The 19,913-nt window shown below is 43.2% G+C and carries 18 protein-coding genes and 1 tRNA gene; 2 read left to right on the top strand and 17 right to left on the bottom strand.

Annotation, left to right across the window (positions count from 1 at the left end):
* Positions 1 to 72: 72 nt before the first annotated feature.
* The 16 genes from DN752_RS16220 to DN752_RS16145 all read right to left on the bottom strand — a co-directional run bounded on the left by DN752_RS16220 (position 73) and on the right by DN752_RS16145 (position 16,674).
* Positions 73 to 288, bottom strand: a complete 216-nt coding sequence (locus tag DN752_RS16220; RefSeq protein ID WP_112786582.1) for a hypothetical protein — start codon at positions 286 to 288, stop codon at positions 73 to 75.
* 71 nt (positions 289 to 359) lie between these two features.
* Positions 360 to 914: a DUF420 domain-containing protein gene (locus tag DN752_RS16215; protein ID WP_112784921.1), complete on the bottom strand. Its 555-nt coding sequence runs from the start codon at positions 912 to 914 to the stop codon at positions 360 to 362.
* The gene (locus DN752_RS16210) at positions 901 to 1,569 is read right to left on the bottom strand and encodes an SCO family protein (protein WP_112784920.1); all 669 of its coding nucleotides are present in this window, start codon (positions 1,567 to 1,569) and stop codon (positions 901 to 903) included. The genes DN752_RS16215 and DN752_RS16210 overlap by 14 nt, the downstream gene beginning before the upstream one ends.
* A 76-nt stretch (positions 1,570 to 1,645) precedes the next feature.
* Positions 1,646 to 1,975 carry a cytochrome C oxidase subunit IV family protein gene (locus tag DN752_RS16205; RefSeq protein WP_112784919.1) on the bottom strand — a complete coding sequence of 110 codons (330 nt, stop codon included), beginning with the start codon at positions 1,973 to 1,975 and terminating at the stop codon, positions 1,646 to 1,648.
* Positions 1,976 to 1,999: 24 nt separating this feature from the next.
* Complete coding sequence (locus DN752_RS16200) at positions 2,000 to 2,770, bottom strand: cytochrome c oxidase subunit 3 (protein ID WP_112784918.1); 771 nt, start codon at positions 2,768 to 2,770, stop codon at positions 2,000 to 2,002.
* 26 nt (positions 2,771 to 2,796) lie between these two features.
* A complete protein-coding gene (locus DN752_RS16195; RefSeq protein WP_112784917.1) occupies positions 2,797 to 3,378 on the bottom strand; it encodes a cytochrome c oxidase subunit 3 in 582 nt (193 codons plus the stop codon).
* Positions 3,378 to 4,283: a heme o synthase gene (gene cyoE, locus DN752_RS16190; RefSeq protein WP_112784916.1), complete on the bottom strand. Its 906-nt coding sequence runs from the start codon at positions 4,281 to 4,283 to the stop codon at positions 3,378 to 3,380. The genes DN752_RS16195 and cyoE overlap by 1 nt, the downstream gene beginning before the upstream one ends.
* On the bottom strand, positions 4,280 to 5,362 hold the full coding sequence (locus DN752_RS16185) for a COX15/CtaA family protein (RefSeq protein ID WP_112784915.1): 1,083 nt from the start codon (positions 5,360 to 5,362) through the stop codon (positions 4,280 to 4,282). The genes cyoE and DN752_RS16185 overlap by 4 nt, the downstream gene beginning before the upstream one ends.
* Positions 5,343 to 7,241: a cytochrome c oxidase subunit I gene (locus tag DN752_RS16180; RefSeq protein ID WP_112784914.1), complete on the bottom strand. Its 1,899-nt coding sequence runs from the start codon at positions 7,239 to 7,241 to the stop codon at positions 5,343 to 5,345. Before DN752_RS16180 ends, DN752_RS16185 begins: the two co-directional genes overlap by 20 nt.
* A gap of 27 nt (positions 7,242 to 7,268) precedes the next feature.
* On the bottom strand, positions 7,269 to 8,297 hold the full coding sequence (locus tag DN752_RS16175) for a cytochrome c oxidase subunit II (protein ID WP_112784913.1): 1,029 nt from the start codon (positions 8,295 to 8,297) through the stop codon (positions 7,269 to 7,271).
* A 24-nt stretch (positions 8,298 to 8,321) separates the two neighbouring features.
* Entirely contained in the window at positions 8,322 to 9,722 is a 1,401-nt protein-coding gene (locus tag DN752_RS16170; RefSeq protein ID WP_112784912.1) for an urease accessory protein UreE, read from the bottom strand.
* 2 nt (positions 9,723 to 9,724) lie between these two features.
* Positions 9,725 to 10,351: a c-type cytochrome gene (locus tag DN752_RS16165; protein ID WP_112784911.1), complete on the bottom strand. Its 627-nt coding sequence runs from the start codon at positions 10,349 to 10,351 to the stop codon at positions 9,725 to 9,727.
* Positions 10,352 to 10,368: 17 nt separating this feature from the next.
* Positions 10,369 to 10,899: a DUF3341 domain-containing protein gene (locus DN752_RS16160; RefSeq protein WP_112784910.1), complete on the bottom strand. Its 531-nt coding sequence runs from the start codon at positions 10,897 to 10,899 to the stop codon at positions 10,369 to 10,371.
* Positions 10,899 to 12,263: an NrfD/PsrC family molybdoenzyme membrane anchor subunit gene (nrfD, locus tag DN752_RS16155; RefSeq protein ID WP_112784909.1), complete on the bottom strand. Its 1,365-nt coding sequence runs from the start codon at positions 12,261 to 12,263 to the stop codon at positions 10,899 to 10,901. Before nrfD ends, DN752_RS16160 begins: the two co-directional genes overlap by 1 nt.
* 18 nt (positions 12,264 to 12,281) lie before the next feature.
* Positions 12,282 to 15,371, bottom strand: a complete 3,090-nt coding sequence (locus DN752_RS16150; RefSeq protein WP_112784908.1) for a TAT-variant-translocated molybdopterin oxidoreductase — start codon at positions 15,369 to 15,371, stop codon at positions 12,282 to 12,284.
* 40 nt (positions 15,372 to 15,411) lie between these two features.
* Positions 15,412 to 16,674 carry a c-type cytochrome gene (locus DN752_RS16145; protein WP_112784907.1) on the bottom strand — a complete coding sequence of 421 codons (1,263 nt, stop codon included), beginning with the start codon at positions 16,672 to 16,674 and terminating at the stop codon, positions 15,412 to 15,414.
* A 371-nt stretch (positions 16,675 to 17,045) separates the two neighbouring features.
* Here DN752_RS16145 and DN752_RS16140 point away from each other — a divergent pair.
* Both DN752_RS16140 and DN752_RS16135 read left to right on the top strand, forming a co-directional pair.
* Positions 17,046 to 17,119 (top strand) — tRNA-Cys (locus DN752_RS16140).
* A gap of 448 nt (positions 17,120 to 17,567) precedes the next feature.
* Positions 17,568 to 18,431, top strand: a complete 864-nt coding sequence (locus tag DN752_RS16135) for a DUF72 domain-containing protein (RefSeq protein ID WP_112784906.1) — start codon at positions 17,568 to 17,570, stop codon at positions 18,429 to 18,431.
* A gap of 166 nt (positions 18,432 to 18,597) precedes the next feature.
* Here the strand turns inward: DN752_RS16135 and DN752_RS16130 are convergent, their stop codons facing one another.
* Positions 18,598 to 19,824 carry a glycoside hydrolase family protein gene (locus DN752_RS16130; RefSeq protein ID WP_112784905.1) on the bottom strand — a complete coding sequence of 409 codons (1,227 nt, stop codon included), beginning with the start codon at positions 19,822 to 19,824 and terminating at the stop codon, positions 18,598 to 18,600.
* Positions 19,825 to 19,913: the final 89 nt, after the last annotated feature.

Here is a 19,913-nt window from a genome sequence, read left to right as displayed (position 1 = left end):
ATGTCACCTTACAATAGCTCTAAAAGTAAAAAAGCAAAGTCTAATTTCAAACTTTGCTTTCTGATTTACTTATTATGATGCTCTCGCGAGCTTTTTCTTTTTGGAATTTCTATACCACAAGAAACCGATAATGGCAGCCAAAAGGTATGGTGCCGCAAACAGGTACAATATCCCTAAGTTTAGGCTAGCTCCCACTGTGGTATCGCCATTGGACACATTGTTCTCTACGGACGCCCTACACATTGCACATTGTGCGACAGCAAAGGCCTTTGGTAACAAGACCATCATGATCACCAATAAGGCACTGGTTACGTACTTCTTCATATCCCTTATTAATACGTCTTACTTCTTTTTTGGTTCTAATGATTATAATATGGACTGATCATCCAATAAACCACTACCCCGGAAATGGTCACATATAGCCAAATGGGGTATGCGTACCGTACAATTTTCCGGTGTTTTTCCACCATTCCTTTATGCCCATAATAATAGGCCAACAAAATGGGGAATAACGCCACTGCCGCCAATATAATATGACTAATCAAAATAATAAAGTATACTGTCCTGATGGTTCCTTCTCCGCCATAGCTTGTGCTTTCGGCTGATGCATGGTAAACCACATAGGAAACCAAAAAGATGGCCCCTAACGCAAACGCAATGGTCATACAGGTACGGTGATAGTTGATCATATTGCTTTTTATAAAGAACAACCCCGCAATCAATGCCAAGCTAGCCGTGAAATTGATTACCGCATTTAAATGTGGAAGGAAATATACCCATTCACTGGCAAGGTCCAGTTTGGCAGGCATAAATAACAATATCGCCACCACCAGAGGAACAGCAATAGATACCACCGTAATCAAGCGGTAAATCCCGCTACTTTCCTGTTCTTTTGAAACACTATTTTTGTCCATGTAATAATATTTTTGTCTCCAATATCAGCAAGTCCACATCTTCACGGTTGGTACCGCTATAATAACCTCTTATCCGCCCCTGCTTATCAATCAATGCCAACTTATCACTATGGATAAAATCCTCCGGTACACCATTTCCGTCAATAGTAGGCAGCACAAATCCACACCTGGCCAGGTCATAGACCAGCTCCTTTTTACCATTAAGAAAGAACCATTTTCCTGAAGTGGCTCCGTGCAATTGCGCATATTCTTTTAACACAGCAGGAGTATCGTAATCGGGATCAATACTGATAGAGTACAGCTGGACCAGGTCTTCATTTCTAAAAGCATCCTGAACCCTCTCCATCTCCAAAGACATTGTTGGGCAAATGCTCGGACAACTCGTAAAAAAGAAATCCACTATGGTGACTTTTCCTTCCATGTCCTGACGTCCTATAGACACACTATCCTGACTCACAAAGGTGAAATCAGGAATATAATGTTGACCTTGGCTGGAATAGTTACAATCCCCAAAAGGATCCTCTACTCCATTTTCGTACAGCACGGGGATTTCATAGGTATTTTCTCCGAAATTTCGAAGAAACAGGATTATCAGTACAGGTACCATCAGTATACATACCAATACCAATCCCTGTAAAACTCGAATCATTTTCATAACTCCAATACAAACAAAAAAGTAGGTTGAAAACATTCCTTCCAACCTACTTTTTTAATTCTTTTTAATGATGGTATTACCATCGATACATAAATATCTCAGCTCCTTCTTTGAAAAGAGCGATCAAAAGCCACACCAAGAAGATCAATGGGAGCATAATGGACCAAAACAATGCTTTGGATTCATCTTTCAAGTGCATAAACTCCATCATGATATAGGCTGCTTTTACAAGTGTAAGACCTATAAAGATGGCGAAAAGCAACATACCTCGCTCCATGGTAAAGGCCAAGAAAAACTCTACCGCGGTAATGGCCAAAAGAATGCCTGCGGTTTTCCAGATCTTTCTGATCTTTTCCTTGTTCCTAGGTAATACTTCTAGTGTGCTGTTATTTCCGTGTGATGACATAGCTAATAATATTTTTAAGTGAATCTAGACCAGGTAATAGAAGGTAAATACAAATACCCAAACCAAATCTACAAAGTGCCAGTAAAGGCCAATCTTCTCTACCATTTCATAATGTCCTCTTCTTTCATAAACGCCCACTGCAGCTTGATAGAAAGCCAAGAAAAGCAGTACTACTCCTATAGTTACGTGAAAACCATGGAAGCCTGTAATAAAGAAGAACAATTGTGCAAAGGGTGCAGGACCATATTCATTGACCGTTAAATTAGCACCATAAACTACTTCTTTGACTGTTTCTCCTAAGGTGTTTACATAGGTCATCAACGTTCCCTGATCACTTCCGTGGATAAAGTGGCTCCACTCCCATGCCTGACAGCTAAGGAAAGTAACGCCACCCAGCATAGTCCAAAGCATCCACTTCACCACATCTTGTCTGTCATTTCTGTGTCCTGCTTCCACAGCTAGCACCATGGTCACCGAACTCATGATCAGGATAAAGGTCATTAACCCTACGAATACCAACGGAAGATGGACACCATGAAAAAACGGAAATGCATTGAAAATCATTTCTGGGATAGGCCAATGTTCATTGGATTTTACAAATTCGGACACGTGCCCCTCAAAAGCAGGATAACTTACCCTGATGGAGCCGTAAGTAATCAAGAAAGCGGCAAAAGTAAAGATGTCGGAAAGGAGGAAAAACCACATCATAAGCTTTCCGTAACTAGCCTTTAAGGGCTCATTTCCACCACCCCAGATTCCTCTCTTGGAGTTGATTTCAATTGCAGTCGATGACATATATTCTAGGTTTTAACTTAATATTTTCAATGATTCAATAACAAAAACACAAACAAGTAAATCCACAGGCCACCAAGGAAATGCCAATATGTAGCGCACATCTCTATGGTATTCATTCGTTGGGAATGGATCTTATACCTAAAGGACGAAATTAATACAATAATCAGAAATATCACACCACTGATCAAGTGCGCTGCATGCAATCCCGTCAATACATACATAAATGAACCTGCCGGGTTACCTACAAAATAAACATTATTTGCCACTAAAGCCACCCAGCTATACCACTGTCCTACCAAAAACACCATCCCCAGTAATGTTGTTAAGGAAAGTGCTATTTTAAGGTTAGGTATCCGATCATTTTTGGCAGACTGGTATGCCCAATGCATACTTGCACTACTCAGCAATATGATACCGGATGTAAACCATAGAATGCCAGGCAGGTTATAATCCAACCAGTTACCTTCTCCTTGTCTTACGATGAACGCACTGGTCATACCAGCAAAAATCATCACTACACTGACGATAAATAACCACAAGGCAAATTTCTTAGGATGCATGGCAATAGGCTGCTCTGCACCTTCGGTATATGCTAATCTTTCTTCCATTATGGTATTTTATCTAACAAATAGGCGATTTGCACTATTGGCAAATACAAAAACGACCCAAACATAATCTTCAAGGCTGATTTTCTAGAGCAGTCCCTCATCAAAGAAAAGGTCTGCGCCAGAAACAACGTACCACATACTGTGGCTACAATGCCTGAATTAAGCCCTGTCAAGCCAAAATAGCTAGGCAGTAGTCCCAATGGCAACAAGAACAGCGTATATATCATGATTTGAATAGCTGTATTCAAATCTTTTCTCCCCCCAGATGGCAATAGCTTAAACCCCGCCTTTTTGTAATCCTCATCACTTACCCATGCAATGGCCCAAAAGTGGGGGAATTGCCAGATAAATTGGATCCCAAAGATGATCAATGCCTCATAAGATATACCTCCTGTAGCCGCTGTCCATCCCAAAAGAGGAGGCATAGCTCCAGGGATAGCCCCTACAAATACCGCCACTGGCCCCACTCGCTTCAATGGCGTATACACAAACACATACAGCAGCATGCTGAGTACACCGAGTGCTGTGGTCAGGGGATTGGTAAAGAACCATAATATCCCTACACCAACCAAGGCCACCAAAACGGTAAACCAGTACGCTTCATTCACGGAAATGATATTCAATGGAAGCGGCCTATTTTGGGTCCGCTTCATCAACTTATCATAGTCTCTTTCGAGGATCTCATTAGCAGCACCAGATGCACCGCTTATTAGAAACCCACCTATCATCAGGGCAAAACAAGTGCCCCATGAAAACAAGGCTCCACTGTCTCCTAGAACAAATCCGAAAACAGCAGAGAATGTCACCAAAGCAGAAAGCCTGAACTTTATCAGTTCGTAATAGGCCTTTGCCCGAATACTTATGCTGTCAATAAAGGACGCTTCTGATAAATTAACTGTCCTCATGAATTGGATATATTTAACACTATTCTTTTTTGATCACTTAACTGTAATAGAATCACAAACTGCACCCCGATAATCAACGATCCCACCAAAAGGTGAACGGGTTGCAAAAACGCCGGAATACCAAAGTATGCCATGCTTACCCCAGTAATGATCTCAATAAAGATCAATACCAACAGCACTTGTGACCATTTAAATATACTTGATCTCCTTAAGGAGAAAACGTATGCCTTATAAACAAACCATAGGTGAACTGCCAATAACACCAGAGAAAATGATCTGTGAATCATGAAATCCACTCCAAGGTGTGATATCCACTCTGACCTGAAGAGGTCACCAAACCGAAGGGCAATCATGTCGATCTCTTCCCTCACCTGAGTACCCCAAACCACTTGGACGATCATTAGTACAAAACCTATCATCAATAAACGATAAAGTTGCTGTGGCTTTTCTGTCTTTTGTTGGAATTCATGACCTAACTTATACGCCCTATAATGCACATATAGCAGTAAACAGACAATCAACAACGCCAATATCATATGCACGGTAATCATCCAATGAAGTAGATTGGTAGATACGACTATAGACCCGATCCATCCTTGGAATATTACCAACAGCAAATTGGCAAATGACAATATGGCCAACAGCTTATCTTCCTTTCGCAGCCTATAAGCATACACAAAGGTAGCGATGACCAATAAGCCAATCACAGCTCCCGTCAACCTATTCAAATATTCAATCCAGGTCTTGATGGCATTAAACTCACCTTCTACGAGTATAGCTTTGTTATGCTTGATCTCCTCAGCTTTCTTGTGAAACCCAAGGCTATGAAGCATTTTAACAAACCTGTCGTTTTTCTCTAACCGTTTGTTGAGATAGACTTCCTGATAATTCTCCGGAAGTTGGCTCACCGCAGTAGGTGGTATCCAGCTTCCAAAGCATTTGGGCCAATCAGGACAGCCCATTCCAGCCCCTGAACTGCGGACAATTCCACCGACCAGTATCAGGAAATATACAGCGATCGAAGTGATCAAACTGATCCTGCGAAAGCTGCGGATATTTTTATGACTCTTTTGATTCATCAGCTACCAAAACATCTCCTCCTTCTTCGGCCATGATCTCACGCTCGAGTTGCACTTGCTCCGCTTCATGAGGAAGATTGGATTCTGGAGTGGAAGATAATGGCACCGTTTGTGGAATAAAATCATCTTTGGCTCCAGGCTTGGAGTAATCGTATGGCCACCTGTAAACAGCAGGGATCTCTCCTGGCCAGTTGCCATGTCCAGGATGAAGCGGAGTAGTCCACTCCAACGTATTGGATCTCCAAGGGTTCAAAGGCGCTTTTCTTCCCCTAAACATACTGTTGAAGAAGTTGAACAAGAAAATAAACTGGGCACCAAAAGTAACAATGGCAGCTACAGAGACAAACATATTAAGGTCTGTGTACATATCTGCAAAGTTAAAGTTGGTCCAACTGTAATACCTTCTAGGGAATCCAGCAATACCGATATAGTGCATTGGGAAGAATACCATGTACACCCCAACGAAGGTCAACCAAAAGTGGACATAGCCTAATTTGGCGTCCATCATCTTACCAAACATTTTAGGGAACCAGTGATAAACACCCGCCATCAATCCGAAGAATGAAGCAGATCCCATCACAAGGTGGAAGTGAGCTACTACGAAATAAGTATCGTGCAACTGGATATCCACGGCTGAGTTACCTAGGAATATCCCTGTCAAACCACCGGAGATAAAGAACGATACCAAACCAATGGAAAACAGCATCGCCGGTGTAAACACCAAATTACCTCTCCAAAGTGTGGTCAGATAGTTAAATACTTTAACTGCTGAAGGTACCGCAATAATCAATGTCAAGAACATGAAAATCGATCCCAAGAACGGGTTCATACCGGACACGAACATGTGGTGCGCCCATACAACGAAAGACAACACCGTGATACCAAGCATGGAAAGAATCATGGCCTTGTAACCGAAAATTGGCTTTCTGGAGTTTGTCGCAATCACTTCAGAAGTGATACCCAATGCTGGAAGCAATACGATATAAACTTCAGGGTGTCCCAAGAACCAGAATAAGTGCTGGAATAGCACGGCACTACCGCCAGTGTTAGGCAATGCTTCACCACCAATATAAATATCAGATAAGTAGAAAGAAGTACCGAAACTTCTATCAAACACCAATAACAAAGCAGCAGAGAACAGTACTGGGAATGATAGCAAACCGATCACCGCAGTCAGGAAGAATGACCAAATGGTCAACGGAAGCCTACTGAAAGACATTCCTCTCGTACGGAGGTTTATGACAGTGGTGATGTAGTTAATACCTCCCATTAGCTGAGAAGCAATAAAAAACACCATGGATACCAACCAAAGGGTCATTCCTAAACCGGATCCAGGAATAGCTTGCTCCAATGCGGAAAGAGGCGGATAAATCACCCATCCACCACCTGCAGGACCGGTCTCAATAAACAATGAAATAAACATCATCACGCCGGCAAGAAAAAACAACCAATATGACAACATATTCATAAAGCCAGAGGCCATATCCCTTGCACCGATTTGCAGTGGGATAAGGTAATTGGAAAACGTACCACTCAACCCTGCTGTCAATACAAAGAACACCATGATGGTTCCGTGCATGGTTACCAAAGCTAGGTAAAAATTGGTGTCCAATGAACCAGATTCATCAATCCATCCTCCCAGAATAGGCTTCAGGAAAGTCATGTCCATATCTGGAAAACCTAACTGCAGCCTAAAAAGAATGGATAGAAAACCACCGATAAGCGCCCATACAATCCCGGTAACCAAGAACTGCTTACCGATCATCTTATGGTCGGTACTAAAGATATACTTCGTGATAAAGTTATCACTATGCTCATGATGATCGTCGTGATGATCATGCGACGTAGTACCGTGTGTTGATATGTTAGCTACTGCCATAATTATTTTATTATATCAATTAATATCTTATTCTCCGCTTTGTATCTGAGCCAGTTCCTTTATTTCTGCAGGAGCATCAGCTACCAACGATGGATCCATCTCAATAAATGTCTGCTGTTCTGCAAACCACTTTTGATACTCCTCTGGTTCTACCACTTCGATTTCTCTTCTCATGGAAAAATGGCCACCACCACACACCTCGGTACAGGCGATCTCATACACAAACTCCTCATCACCTAGCTCCGCTCTCATCTCAGCAGTGGTCTTCGTAGGCACAAACCAGAAACGTGTTGGCATACCCGGAACGGCATCCATCTTCAATCTCATGTGCGGAGCAAATACAGAGTGCAATACATCTCTGGAACGGATTTTAAAAAGCACAGGCTCACCCTTTGGAATCACTACCGTTTGGGCGGGGAAGTCATCCAAGGAATTCTTATCGGAGAAATCAATTCCCCTAGAATTAGTAGGATCGATAAGTCGATAGTCATATTTCCCCAGCTGCTGGTCTTTGCCTGGGTACCTAAATTCCCATGCAAACTGATATCCCATCACTTCTACCACATGTGCGTTTTCAGGTGCAGGAGCTGTAATATCAGTCCAAGATTTCCATCCATAAACGATCAGCACGGTAAGCACCAAAGCAGGCACCAACGTCCAAATGATCTCCAACTTGTTGTTATCTGGAAAGTAAGAAGCTTTTGCGCTCTCCTTATATTGGTAGCGATAGCTGAACCAAAACAGGAGAATGTGGGTAATGATAAACACCACACCGGTAATGGCCGTAGTCACCCAAAAAAGGTTGTCGGTTACCACGCCATGCTCGGAAGCAATTGGCAAGTGATAATTATCGAATTCTTTAAAAGAATACCAAAAAAACAAGCCTCCAGCTCCTAGCAAAAAGACAATAAACAAAGCTGCATTGACTTTATTGCTTCCTGTAGCCACTTTTTTATCAGAGCCTTTCACTACAGAAACCAACGTTTGTATCCTATAAACCATCCAAATGATGGAAACTAATACTAAAACACCTAGTGCTATAAGAAATCCGTACATAATTCTATCTTTTTCGGATACGTATTAAATATGATGATGATATGTCTCTTCCAGCATTGGATGATTCTTAGCGATAAGATTTTTCTTAGAAAGAGCATTCAATACCACAAAGATCACCACAGAACCATATAATAAGAACATGCCTACTTCCATAAGGCCAAAGCCGCCATTGTGTCCCAATGTACCTGGCTGGACCATCAAGAAGAAATCAAGCCAGTGACCAATGATAATGATCGTACAAACCACCTTCAAGAACACAAAATGTCTCTTAGAGTCTCTTGTCATCAACACCAAGAATGGTATCACAAAGTTAAAAATCAGATTAGCGAAGAAAAAACCACTGTATTTGTCACTTGTCAACCGCTCGATGAAGTAAACAGTTTCCTCAGGAATATTGGCATAATAGATCAATAGGAACTGGGAAAACCACAGGTAAGTCCAGAATATAGAGAATCCAAAGATAAACTTACCAAGGTCGTGAAGATGGTTTTCATTGAACATCTCCAAGTAACCTCTTTCTTTCAGCATAATGGTCACCAAACAAATGGCTGACAATCCTGCTACAAACCAAGATGAAAACACATACCAACCAAACAAGGTGGAGAACCAGTGCGTGTCAATAGACATCACCCAATCCCAAGCACTTATTGAAGAAGATACAGCGAAGATCACCAAGAAAATAGCAGAGAATTTTCTGATTTTGTACCAGTAGCTATCACCACCGTTAATGTCCTCTTGGAAAGACAGGCTCTTAAGTTTGTTGAAAAAGAAAATCCACAAACCAAAGAAAATCACCATTCTGGCCAACCAGAAGATCGGGAAGCTTCCCTTGGCCAATGGCCAATAGAAAAATCCTCCTTTACCGTCAATGATGCTATCGTAGTGACTGCTTTCTTGATTAAACAAATCACTGTGAGTCCAGTGGAACAAATCATGTCCAGCTATTAGGTAAGTCGCTATCATCGCAATGGCAGCAAATGGCAGCCAGTTACCAAAAGAGATCATCACCCGCAAGATGGCCGTAGCCCAGCCAGCCTGTGCAGCATACTGAATAGCAAAGAAGAATACCCCAATAATGGCGATTCCTGCAAAATAAACGTTGTTGATCCAAAGATTAGCAAAGAAACGCTTCATTGTCACGCTACTTCCGTGTGCGCCTTCTTCATGTCCCGCTTCTGCATGATCACCACCATGTTCGTCATGGCTTGCAGCTTCCGCGTGATGGTCATCACCATGTCCCACTGCAGGTGCTACATGCTCAGTTTGGTGACCGGCATCTTCATGCCCGTGATCTCCACCACCTGCTGTAAAAAGCCCAACGACTAACAAGAGCAACCCAATACCTCCTGTGATAAAGATGGTCTTCTTCAGGGCTGCCGTGAAGTCAAATTTCTGATCCAGGTTAAAATTTGTAACGTGCGCCATTATTATTGTTTCTGAATTTCTTGTTTAACATAGTGAACAATTTTCCACCTTCTCTCAGGAGAAATCTGAGAAGCATGAGCTCCCATCCTACCTTTTCCGTGCGTGATCACATGGAAAATGTGTCCTTCTGTAAGGTTAATGTATGCACCACCTTTTAGGTTGGCCACACCGCCAATCACTTCACCTACTTTACCGTCACCTTCTCCTCCAGCACCATGGCAAGGAAGACAATATTGCATAAATAATTGCTCACCAGCAGCCAAAACCTGGTCATTCAATTCAACAGGGTTGGCAATGCTGTCCGAGGCAGCGAGATCAGCTACACCCAATCTATAGGGAAGCATATCGTATTTATTTCTTGCTACTGTATTGGGAGCAGGCTCCCTCATGTTCATACTATGAGGATTGTAAATATTACTATTGTAAAATTCACCTTTCTCGTCTTCACGATTAGATAACCAGCTACCAGCTTCTTCATTTTGAATTTGGGTAAGCGGTTCGTAAGCGACGGAGTGATACATTTGAGGAGCATATTCAAGCCCCTGATCATCTCCTGAAGCTCCGCAAGATACTACTCCCAATGAAGCAGCGGAAAGCGCAACTAAATATATGGACTTTAAAATTTTCATATCTTTTTCGTTACCTACTATTCAAAACTTTTATTATTCACTTCTGAAGCGCCTGAAGCTTGAAGCAACTCTTTTATTTTGTTCTCTTCATGACCTGCGTTCACCGCAATATCGATGGCCATCACATGCTTGTCATCAGTACTCCTTTTATCAAAGATCCTAGGCTGGGCCCAAGGCTTAAGGTCGCTGCTTATCATAAATACCCCAACCATACCAAATGCGGCCAATAGTACCGTAAGCTCAAAAGTAACCGGGATAAAGTCAGGAATCGCTGCATGGTCTTTACCACCAATGATCATTGGCCAATCTACGGCCATCATTAGTATTTGCATCGTCAAGGCCAAGCAGGTTCCACACAATCCAAACAAAAAAGCTGCTATAGGCAATCTACTTCTTCTATATCCCAGCACATCTTCCAAACCATGCACAGGATATGGAGAAAATACCTCATGGATCTTCACTCCACTATCTCGCACCTTGGTTACCGCTTCTTTCAAAACATCCTCATCATCATAAATACCGAGGACAAAATTCGTATCTCTTTCCATTATTTATTTACTTTTTCAGATGAAGACTTCAATACAGATTTCACCTCTGCCATGTTGATCACTGGGAAAAACTTCGCAAACAACAGGAAGAGTGTAAAGAACAAACCAAAAGTGAACAGGTAAACTCCAACATCCGCCCAAGTAGGGTAGAACATCGCCCAAGACGAAGGAAGGTAGTCCCTATGAAGTGAGGTTACAATAATTACAAATCGCTCGAACCACATCCCGATATTTACTACTATTGACAAGGCAAAGGTAAATACGATGGATGTTCTGATTTTCTTAAACCAGAAAAGCTGAGGGGAAATCACGTTACAGGTCATCATCGACCAGTATGCCCACCAGTATGGCCCAAATGCACGGTTGATAAATGCATATTGCTCTGCTTCTACTCCAGAATACCATGCGATAAAGAATTCCGTGATATAGGCGATACCTACAATGGATCCAGTGATGATGATCACAATGTTCATCAACTCGATGTGCACCATTGTAATGTAATCTTCCAGTTTAAATAATTTTCTGGTGATCAACATCAAGGTAAGTACCATCGCAAAACCCGAGAAAATCGCCCCTGCCACGAAGTAAGGCGGAAAGATCGTCGTGTGCCATCCAGGAATCACCGATGTCGCAAAGTCAAAGGATACAATGGTGTGAACCGAAAGTACCAATGGTGTCGCCAAACCAGCAAGGATCAACGAAACGGCTTCATACCTCATCCAGATTTTTGCAGCTCCCGTCCATCCAAAACTCAAAGCTCCGTATATCACTTTTCTCAGCCCTGTAGCCCTGTCACGGATGGTAGCGAAATCAGGAATCAGACCTATGTACCAGAACACGAGTGATACAGAGAAATAAGTCGAGATCGCAAACACGTCCCAAAGCAATGGGGAGTTAAAGTTTACCCAAAGGGACCCAAAAACGTTTGGAAGCGGGAGAGCCCAGTAAGCTCCAAGCCATGGTCTACCCATGTGGAGCACTGGAAACATCGCTGCACAGATAACGGCAAAAATAGTCATCGCCTCTGCAGCACGGTTAATGGATGTTCTCCATTTCTGTCTGAAAAGCAACAATACCGCTGAAATCAATGTACCTGCGTGACCGATACCTACCCACCACACGAAGTTGGTGATATCCCATGCCCAGCCTACAGTCTTATTCAGTCCCCACATGCCAATACCTTCCCAGACCGTGGCACCCACGGCAATACTGCCCAATAACAGCACCCCAATGGATACCGCCAGACCAAGCATCCAGCCGATGGTCGGCTTTCCTTCCACTTGTCTGGAGACGTCATGGGTAACGTCCTTGTATGTTTTACCGCCCGTAACTAACGGCTCGCGTACGGATGAAGTAACCTGCATATCTTATAAAATTATTATTTACGCTTCGTTTTTGTCCTTATTTCTAATCTTGGTGAAGTACCAAATGTTAGGGCTTACGTTGATTTCCTCTAGCACATGGTAAGCTCTTTCCTCATTGACCTCTTTTGTTGCCGAGGTGGTATTCTCTTCGATTTTCAACATCTCAGAAACCTTACTCTTCGGATCGTTCAAATCACCAAATACCAAGGCATCAGTAGAACAAGCTACTGCACAGGCCACGTTGATATCTCCATCCTTCACTTTGCGGTTTTCACGCTTAGCGGCAAGTTTACCAGCTTGGATACGCTGCACACACATGCTGCATTTTTCCATCACACCCCTTGCCCGTACGGTTACGTCTGGGTTCAGTACCATCTTACCTAGGTCATCGTTTTGAGGGACATTGACCTGTGCAAAATCTTTGTTATCGTGGTATTTGAACCAGTTGAATCGTCTTACTTTATAAGGACAGTTGTTGGCACAATAACGTGTACCGATACATCTGTTATAAGTCATTTGATTAAGCCCTTCAGAGCTGTGCGTGGTAGCAGCCACTGGACAAACCGTCTCACAAGGAGCATTGTTACAGTGCTGGCACATCATCGGCTGGAAGGTTACCTCCGGATTATCGGAAGCTTTCTCTAATCCTTCAAGATCACCTGCTTCCGCATCTGAGCTATAGTAACGGTCGATTCGGATCCAGGCCATTTCCCTTCTGTTCAGCACTTCTTCCTTACCTACTACGGCCACGTTGTTTTCCACTTGACAGGCTACTGTACATGCACCACAGCCTACGCAGGAGTTCATGTCTATCGCCAATCCCCAGTGGTGCTGGCTGTATTTGTGGCCATTCCAAAGGGAAATCTTAGATGGTTTTACAAATTCCCCATCTTTATAGATTTTTGGCTTTTCCCTACCAGCTGAAGCATCTTCCTTGTACTCAGGCAAGGTTGATTCCTGGATCACGTTACCGCGGTCCATATAAGTCTGGTGAGTCTGCGTTTGGGCAATTCTATACGTATCTGAAGTAAGCTCAATACTCACTCCTGAGGTGATTTCATTGTTGACAAAACCTTTGGAATTGTCCAAGAGCTGGTAAGCATTTACCCCTACTCCATTGGCCACCCGACCAGCTTTGGTCCTACCGTATCCCAATGCCAATCCGATCGTTCCATCTGCTTGACCCGGCTGGATCAATACTGGCACTATCAGTGACTTGCCATTTGCAGTGATCTTTGCTTTTTGAGTCCTGCCCTCTATCATTTTAAGGCCATTTTCATTGGCCCACTTCTGTGATACGGTTAGGTAGTTATCCCAAGTGGCTTTTGAAATAGGATCGGACATTTCCTGCAGCCAAGGGTTGTTGGCAAATGCTCCATCTCCAATACCGATTTTTTGGTACATCACAAGTTCAGCACCACTGTTGGATGCAGAATAGCTTTTGCTAATTGCAGCAGCAGCACTGCTAACATTACCTACCGGAGTAAGCTCAGCAGTTTCGCTGGCTAGGGGAGTGGAATAGAAACCATTATACAAGGCCCTGTCCCAGAATTCTTGGAAAGTACTGATTGCTGACTGCCCAGCGAAAAACTCTTTCCAGTTGTCCTGAAGGAAATCATAGTAATTGGTGGCTACACCTGCCCAAGTAAGGAATGATTCCTGTGCCTGTCGTGTATCGAACAGTGGCGAAATAGCTGGTTGAGACAAGCTATACTCACCCGCTTTGGGGTTAAAGTCATTCCAAGACTCCAGGTAATGGTGGTCTGGAGCTACATACTGTACCATTGAAGCTGTTTCATCCATGGTGCCATTAGTGGCCACGGATACTTTCGCTTTAGCGATGGCTTGTCCCAAGGCTTCACCTTGTGGAGTGTCATACACGGGGTTACAGTTATAAAACAGCACACCGCCAACTCTTCCTGCTGCCAACTCTTTGGTAAACTGGGCAATTGCCGCATCATTACCTTGTTTGAAATTAGCAGACTTAGTGTAGCTTATAGTACTATTGTTATTGCCTAGCAAGTCATTGATCGCATTGATCACCACTTGCACATTAGGATCATTTGAACCTGAAACCACCAAAGATTTGCCTCTATTTGCCCAAAGCTCATTTGCAGCTTTTGACAAGTGGGCAATTTCTACTCCAGCGCTCTTCACGGAAGGAGCACCGGCCTTTTTGGCTAGCAAGTTATACAGTGCCAATACAGCCAATCCACTCTGAGAGGCCCTGATAGGCGTTCTGTAGTCGGCATTGGCTCCTGTTAGTGACAGGTTGGATTCAAATTGATAGTGACGGGACATCTCTGGATGTTCCTTGCTTATTTTTCTTCCTTGGGCATATTGCTTGGAGTATTCAATTGGAGCAATCCAAGTCCCCAAGAAATCAGCCCCAAAGCTGACGATCACATCGGCTTTGTCAAAACTATAATTTGGTAGTACAGAAGTACCGTAATACGTTTGGTTGGCTTTTACGATACCGTAAGCTGATGACGAGTCATAAGTGATGACTTCAGCACCACCAATGGCATCAGTAAGGGCTTTCAGTGCTTTTTCGGAAGAAGGAGACATGATGGTATTGGTCACCACCTTCACATTGCCTGCAGCCTTAAGCTTGGCCGTTACTTCTTTATCGATAGTTGCCCAATCGGATTTTTCACCGTTTTTATAAGGGGCTGTCAATCTTTCTTTATCGTACAAAGACAGTACAGAAGCCTCTACGATAGAGCTGGTACCACCTTTGGTCACTGGAGAGAGTTTATTGCCATCTACTTTGATGGGTCTACCTTCCCTTGTCTTCACTACTACAGAAGCGTATTCACCACCTCCGAAGAAAGTAGATGCGTAATAATTAGGGATAGATGGATTGACATCCACTGGCTTGTTCACATAAGGAATAGCCTTTCTCACAGGAGCCTCACAAGCAGCCAATGATGCTGCTGCCAGGCTGAATCCCATCACTTTCAGGAAATCTCTTCTGGATGCGCCCCCTTCTTGTTGTCCGCCGATTGGAAGGTACTCAGGAAACTCCTTATCTGCATTCTTCACAAATTCCGGATCGTTTGTCAACTGTTCTAATCCCTTCCAGTATTTCTTTTTATTTTCTTTCATTTTATATTAAAGAAAAGAATGTTCTTAAAAGATTTTTTAATTAATAGTGGCACTTAGCACACTCCAGACCGCCAATGTCTTTTACTTTCAGCGCATCTTTGGATTCTGCGTGCAGCTGTACCAACTTGTCATAGTATTCATTACCAGCAGTTTTTATGTCTGTCTTTCTGTGACAGTCAATACACCACCCCATGGTCAGGGCACTGTGCTGGCGCACTACTTCCATCTCCTCAATAGGACCGTGACAAGTCTGACATTCAATACCTCCCACTTTCACGTGTTGAGAGTGGTTGAAGTATGCCAGATCAGGTAAGTTATGTACCCTTACCCATTCTATAGGCTGATTATTATCTACTGCGTCGTAAATTTTCTGAATCTCAGGAGAAACTCCTTCTTTACCTGCTACGTTCTGAACGTGCATATGGCAGTTCATACAGATATTTGGAGAAGGAATGTTAGCTGATCTGCCGATCTCCACTCCTGTGTGACAGTATTGACAAGGGATCTCCTTGTCACCTGCGTGCAATTTATGGGAAAAAGCAATGGGCTGCGTAGGTTGGTAACCTTGCTGCACACCTACCGTATACAAACCATCAATAGCTGTCTTGGCCACCAATGCTACCACTATAGCCGTGATGATAATAATAAAGGCATCGCTCTTTAAGACTTTCTTGAAGTCCGTCTTCTGATTGATAAACTCCTTATCTTCTTCATCAAGGGGCTGCTTGTTCAGGTATTTGGTCAATACCGAAACGATCAATCCCAAGACAATAAGGATCAGCAATAACACCACTACCAAAACCGCTAAAATAATAGTGAGGTATTCGCTAGGCACTCCACTGCTGGCAGCACCAGCAGCAGCACCTCCTGCACCACCCTCGGCTGGTGCAGCTTCTTCTTGGCCTCCGTACTCAATGTAGGAAAGTAAGCTCATTACATCCTCATCACTTAAGAAGGGGTGAGCGGGCATTACCGTGTTGTTATATTCAGCAAAAAGCTTCGTCGCCGCGGCATCACCACTTTGGATCACTTTTTGAGAATTCTTCACAAACTCCTGAATCCATGCTATGTCTCTTCGGTCACTAACCCCTCGTAGCGCTGGGCCGGTAAATTTCTGATCTAGCTTGTGACAGGTCTTACAGTTGGCGTTAAATAGTGACTCACCAGCTTTGATGGCATCTTCACTATCAGAAACTTCAGGGTCAGCAGCAAAAGCATTAATTCCTAATAACAAAAAGGAAAAAATCAACGCCATGTTGCAAAATCTGAAGGGAACACTTAATAACGAGCGTTTGATTGACATATTTATAACTCTTTAATCAGTTTGTTTCACGGTTTTTAAAACTCCCCACAAATGTACTACCCAACTTCTATTTTTCAAACCCGTATAATGCAGGACGCTTATTTATACAGGTTGTAAACAAATCAATTAAAAAGCTTAATATCAACCATTTAACAGGCAAATACATGAACCAAATTCTATTTAGAACCTTTATAAATAACCGCAACTACCTAATTATCGTTAAAAACACGGCTTTTAGGCAATGAATTTGCCATGATCTGTCCTGATTGATTAACATTTTCCGAATTAATGGTGGATTTATTTACCGAAAATTTAAGCCGTTAATTTTGCATAAAAAGAGAATATACATACATTTGCATCTCGATTTAGATGGTCGAGTGGCCGAGTGGCTAGGCAGAGGTCTGCAAAACCTTGTACAGCGGTTCGAATCCGCTCTCGACCTCCATCATAAAGCATCCGCCGAAGCGGATGCTTTTTTCGTTTTATCTTATTGTTAACACCCTAAAAAAGGGGGAAGTTGGGGATCAAGCGGAAAAATTGAAGGGCTGATGGAACGCTGATGACGCAGATGATTATGATTTGCGCGGATTTTTTTTGAAGGGCGCAATAGCCATGGGCGGCACCATGGTATACATATCCAATAATCAATAGGAAAAAAGTGTCTTAAGAAAGTGTGTCGCAAATTATCTCCTCAGCAATAATGCTGGATCCATGAATTAATAAATATCCGATCACGTTCCAAGCCTGGGAAAGGAGCCATTTCTAGAGGGTTGAAATAGGCATAAATCAGGTTATCCACCTGCACCAACTAAAACTTTTCACCTGCTCTTCCGTTTCAAATTTTCACATAATTAGCTAACTTATATTTTTATCCCAACTTTAATCATTGAGCCATGAAATTTGGAAGCGTAGAAGATCCGTCATCAGTAGATTTCACCTTACCGCCTGACCACCCAGCGACCAGTACCATTCTCCAAAAACACAAGTCTGATGATCCATTTGAGGTATATGTAGGCTGTGCCAAATGGAACAGGTCAGACCTAAAGGGTTTTTATCCAAGAGGCACCAAAGACGAACTCACGTATTACTCGACACAGTTTAACTCCATCGAGCTTAATGCGACCTTCTACAGCTCTCCCAGCATAGAGCAGGTAAAGACCTGGGCGAACAAAACTCCTGAAGGATTTAAATTCTTTCCGAAAATCCCCAACTCCGTCAGTCACTTCAAGCGCCTGATCAATGTACAAGAGCCCGTAATGGCTTTTGGCGATGCCATTGCCAATTTTGAAGACCGGCTGGGCATGGCCTTTCTTCAGATGCACAATAACTTCAAACCGAAGGATTTTGACCGCGTGGAGAAATTTGTCACCGCATTCCCTCCAGAGATCCCTCTCGCTCTTGAGCTACGCAATGAAGAATGGTTTGCCGACGAAGAGATGGACAACTACTGTAAACTACTCGTCGAAAACGACCGTACCAACATCATAGTCGATACTGCTGGAAGGAGAGACATGCTCCACATGCGGCTGACCAGTGACGCAGCCTTTATCCGGTATGTAGGCGCCAATGCTGACAGTGACTATTCGAGACTGGACGATTGGCTAGAACGAATCATACAGTGGAGAAAACAAGGCCTGAAAAAACTCTATTTCTTCGTCCATCAAAATACCGAAAAGGAATCACCCTTGCTCTCGGCCTATTTCATCAAAAAACTTAACAAGGAGTTTGGCCTCGAATTAAAAATCCCGAATGAATAAAAACAAAAGAGGTACTGGCCCCGTCATGCCTCAGAAGTCGCCTCAACCTGAAAATCAGCCTAGAGGCTTTTAATCCATGGAATGGGCTGCCCTCATAAGATAGCTGTTTACGTCACCTTTTTAAGGCCTTGTCGCACTACATGAACCCAGAATATGCATTAGCCATCTATTCCGGCTTGAAAGTGCTTTTTAATGGCACTTGGACATTAAAGGTACTTCCATCTCTTTTGTCTCCAAGTGGGCTTAAGGAGCAGGCGGCATAAAGCACTTTGGGAAGACCATCTTCGCCAATTAGGAACTGCGGTCTTTCCAAGCGATTTACTGGTACCTTTTGTCCATTTTTAAGGGTAAGCTCAAGCGGCATGAACATGGCATTTTCAGTTTTCTCCCATCGTTCACCATTTACGGAGTACATAATGGCCAACCCAGGTTCTCCGCCAGTAATCTTCCCAGTAAAATCCTTAAAAACGGCGTAATATTTTTTACTTCCCTCGTGGTACCACACATAAGGATCCTCGGCCGAAACCAGTTTACCGTCTTCGTCCCTGACGTCAAAAACAAATTTATCTTTGGCCACAAAAGGCCCTGAGGGATTAACTCCAACCGCTACTCCATGGACTCCTCTCCAGCTAGGGACGTAGATATTGCCTTTAAAAAAAAGCAGGTACTTGCCATCTGACCTTCGCTGTACCACCGCGGGATTGACCACAATCAAATTATCTGGGACTGTGGCAGTTCCCTTGGGGGATGGATTCAGCACATCCTTATCTTTGACACGTGTCCTAGGGCTTAATAACGGTTCATCGGACCGTTTCACATTGCCCTTTAGCATTTCCTCTATGCTATCAAAGGTAACTAAACCGATTTGTTGACTTTGCTGAATGAGGTCTCTTGGGCTGAGGTGTTCCCCGGCGCTTCCGGGTGCTTGCTCTCCGGGGTACTTGGTTCCGGTATGATAGAGATAGTATTTCCCATCCAAGTGCTGGATGTGAGGGTTATGCACCGACTGCCCGTCCCATGCTTCAGGATTTCCTTCTTTCCCTTTACCTTTGATGACCACTTTTACAAATTGAAATCCCTTATCAGGATACTTGGAGACAGCATACGCAATCTCAGAACTCGTCAGCCAACCATCTGTGAATTTATCATTTTCCTGACCAGAGGGCCACCGGGAATAAAACATGTGGTACCTCCCATCTTCTCCCTTGGTGACACTGCCTCCCCAAACAAAATACCCTTCATTACCAAGTACTGATGCACCTTTTAAGATGGGACTGGAATTGGCCAGATCTACTTCCGCATCTATTGGTTGAGGCTGAATGGATAATTGCGCCCTTACAAAGAAACTGTAGAATGATAAAAATGTGGTAATGAGAAAACAGACCTTAACCATATGTGCGATGAATTTCCCTAAAGATAAAACAAATCAAATAGAAGCAAAAAAAGCATCCGCCGTGGCGGATGCTTTTCTATTTTCATTAA

This window comes from Echinicola strongylocentroti, assembly GCF_003260975.1.
GTDB classification, from domain to species: Bacteria; Bacteroidota; Bacteroidia; order Cytophagales; family Cyclobacteriaceae; genus Echinicola; species Echinicola strongylocentroti.
The sequence above is the reverse complement of the archived record's forward strand: the minus strand, read 5'-3'. Positions and strand labels throughout refer to the sequence as shown.

Coding starts and splice junctions, on each gene's coding strand:
- DN752_RS16185 (WP_112784915.1), bottom strand. CDS start 5,362: ATGAATCAAAAGAGTCATAAAAATATCCGCAGCTTTCGCAGGATCAGT.
- DN752_RS16180 (WP_112784914.1), bottom strand. CDS start 7,241: ATGGCAGTAGCTAACATATCAACACACGGTACTACGTCGCATGATCAT.
- DN752_RS16210 (WP_112784920.1), bottom strand. CDS start 1,569: ATGAAAATGATTCGAGTTTTACAGGGATTGGTATTGGTATGTATACTG.
- DN752_RS16200 (WP_112784918.1), bottom strand. CDS start 2,770: ATGTCATCGACTGCAATTGAAATCAACTCCAAGAGAGGAATCTGGGGT.
- DN752_RS16150 (WP_112784908.1), bottom strand. CDS start 15,371: ATGAAAGAAAATAAAAAGAAATACTGGAAGGGATTAGAACAGTTGACA.
- DN752_RS16135 (WP_112784906.1), top strand. CDS start 17,568: ATGAAATTTGGAAGCGTAGAAGATCCGTCATCAGTAGATTTCACCTTA.
- cyoE (WP_112784916.1), bottom strand. CDS start 4,283: ATGAGGACAGTTAATTTATCAGAAGCGTCCTTTATTGACAGCATAAGT.
- DN752_RS16160 (WP_112784910.1), bottom strand. CDS start 10,899: ATGGAAAGAGATACGAATTTTGTCCTCGGTATTTATGATGATGAGGAT.
- DN752_RS16195 (WP_112784917.1), bottom strand. CDS start 3,378: ATGGAAGAAAGATTAGCATATACCGAAGGTGCAGAGCAGCCTATTGCC.
- DN752_RS16175 (WP_112784913.1), bottom strand. CDS start 8,297: ATGTACGGATTTCTTATAGCACTAGGTGTTTTAGTATTAGTTTCCATC.
- DN752_RS16130 (WP_112784905.1), bottom strand. CDS start 19,824: ATGGTTAAGGTCTGTTTTCTCATTACCACATTTTTATCATTCTACAGT.
- DN752_RS16145 (WP_112784907.1), bottom strand. CDS start 16,674: ATGTCAATCAAACGCTCGTTATTAAGTGTTCCCTTCAGATTTTGCAAC.
- DN752_RS16170 (WP_112784912.1), bottom strand. CDS start 9,722: ATGGCGCACGTTACAAATTTTAACCTGGATCAGAAATTTGACTTCACG.
- DN752_RS16165 (WP_112784911.1), bottom strand. CDS start 10,351: ATGAAAATTTTAAAGTCCATATATTTAGTTGCGCTTTCCGCTGCTTCA.
- DN752_RS16205 (WP_112784919.1), bottom strand. CDS start 1,975: ATGTCATCACACGGAAATAACAGCACACTAGAAGTATTACCTAGGAAC.
- nrfD (WP_112784909.1), bottom strand. CDS start 12,263: ATGCAGGTTACTTCATCCGTACGCGAGCCGTTAGTTACGGGCGGTAAA.
- DN752_RS16220 (WP_112786582.1), bottom strand. CDS start 288: ATGATGGTCTTGTTACCAAAGGCCTTTGCTGTCGCACAATGTGCAATG.
- DN752_RS16215 (WP_112784921.1), bottom strand. CDS start 914: ATGGACAAAAATAGTGTTTCAAAAGAACAGGAAAGTAGCGGGATTTAC.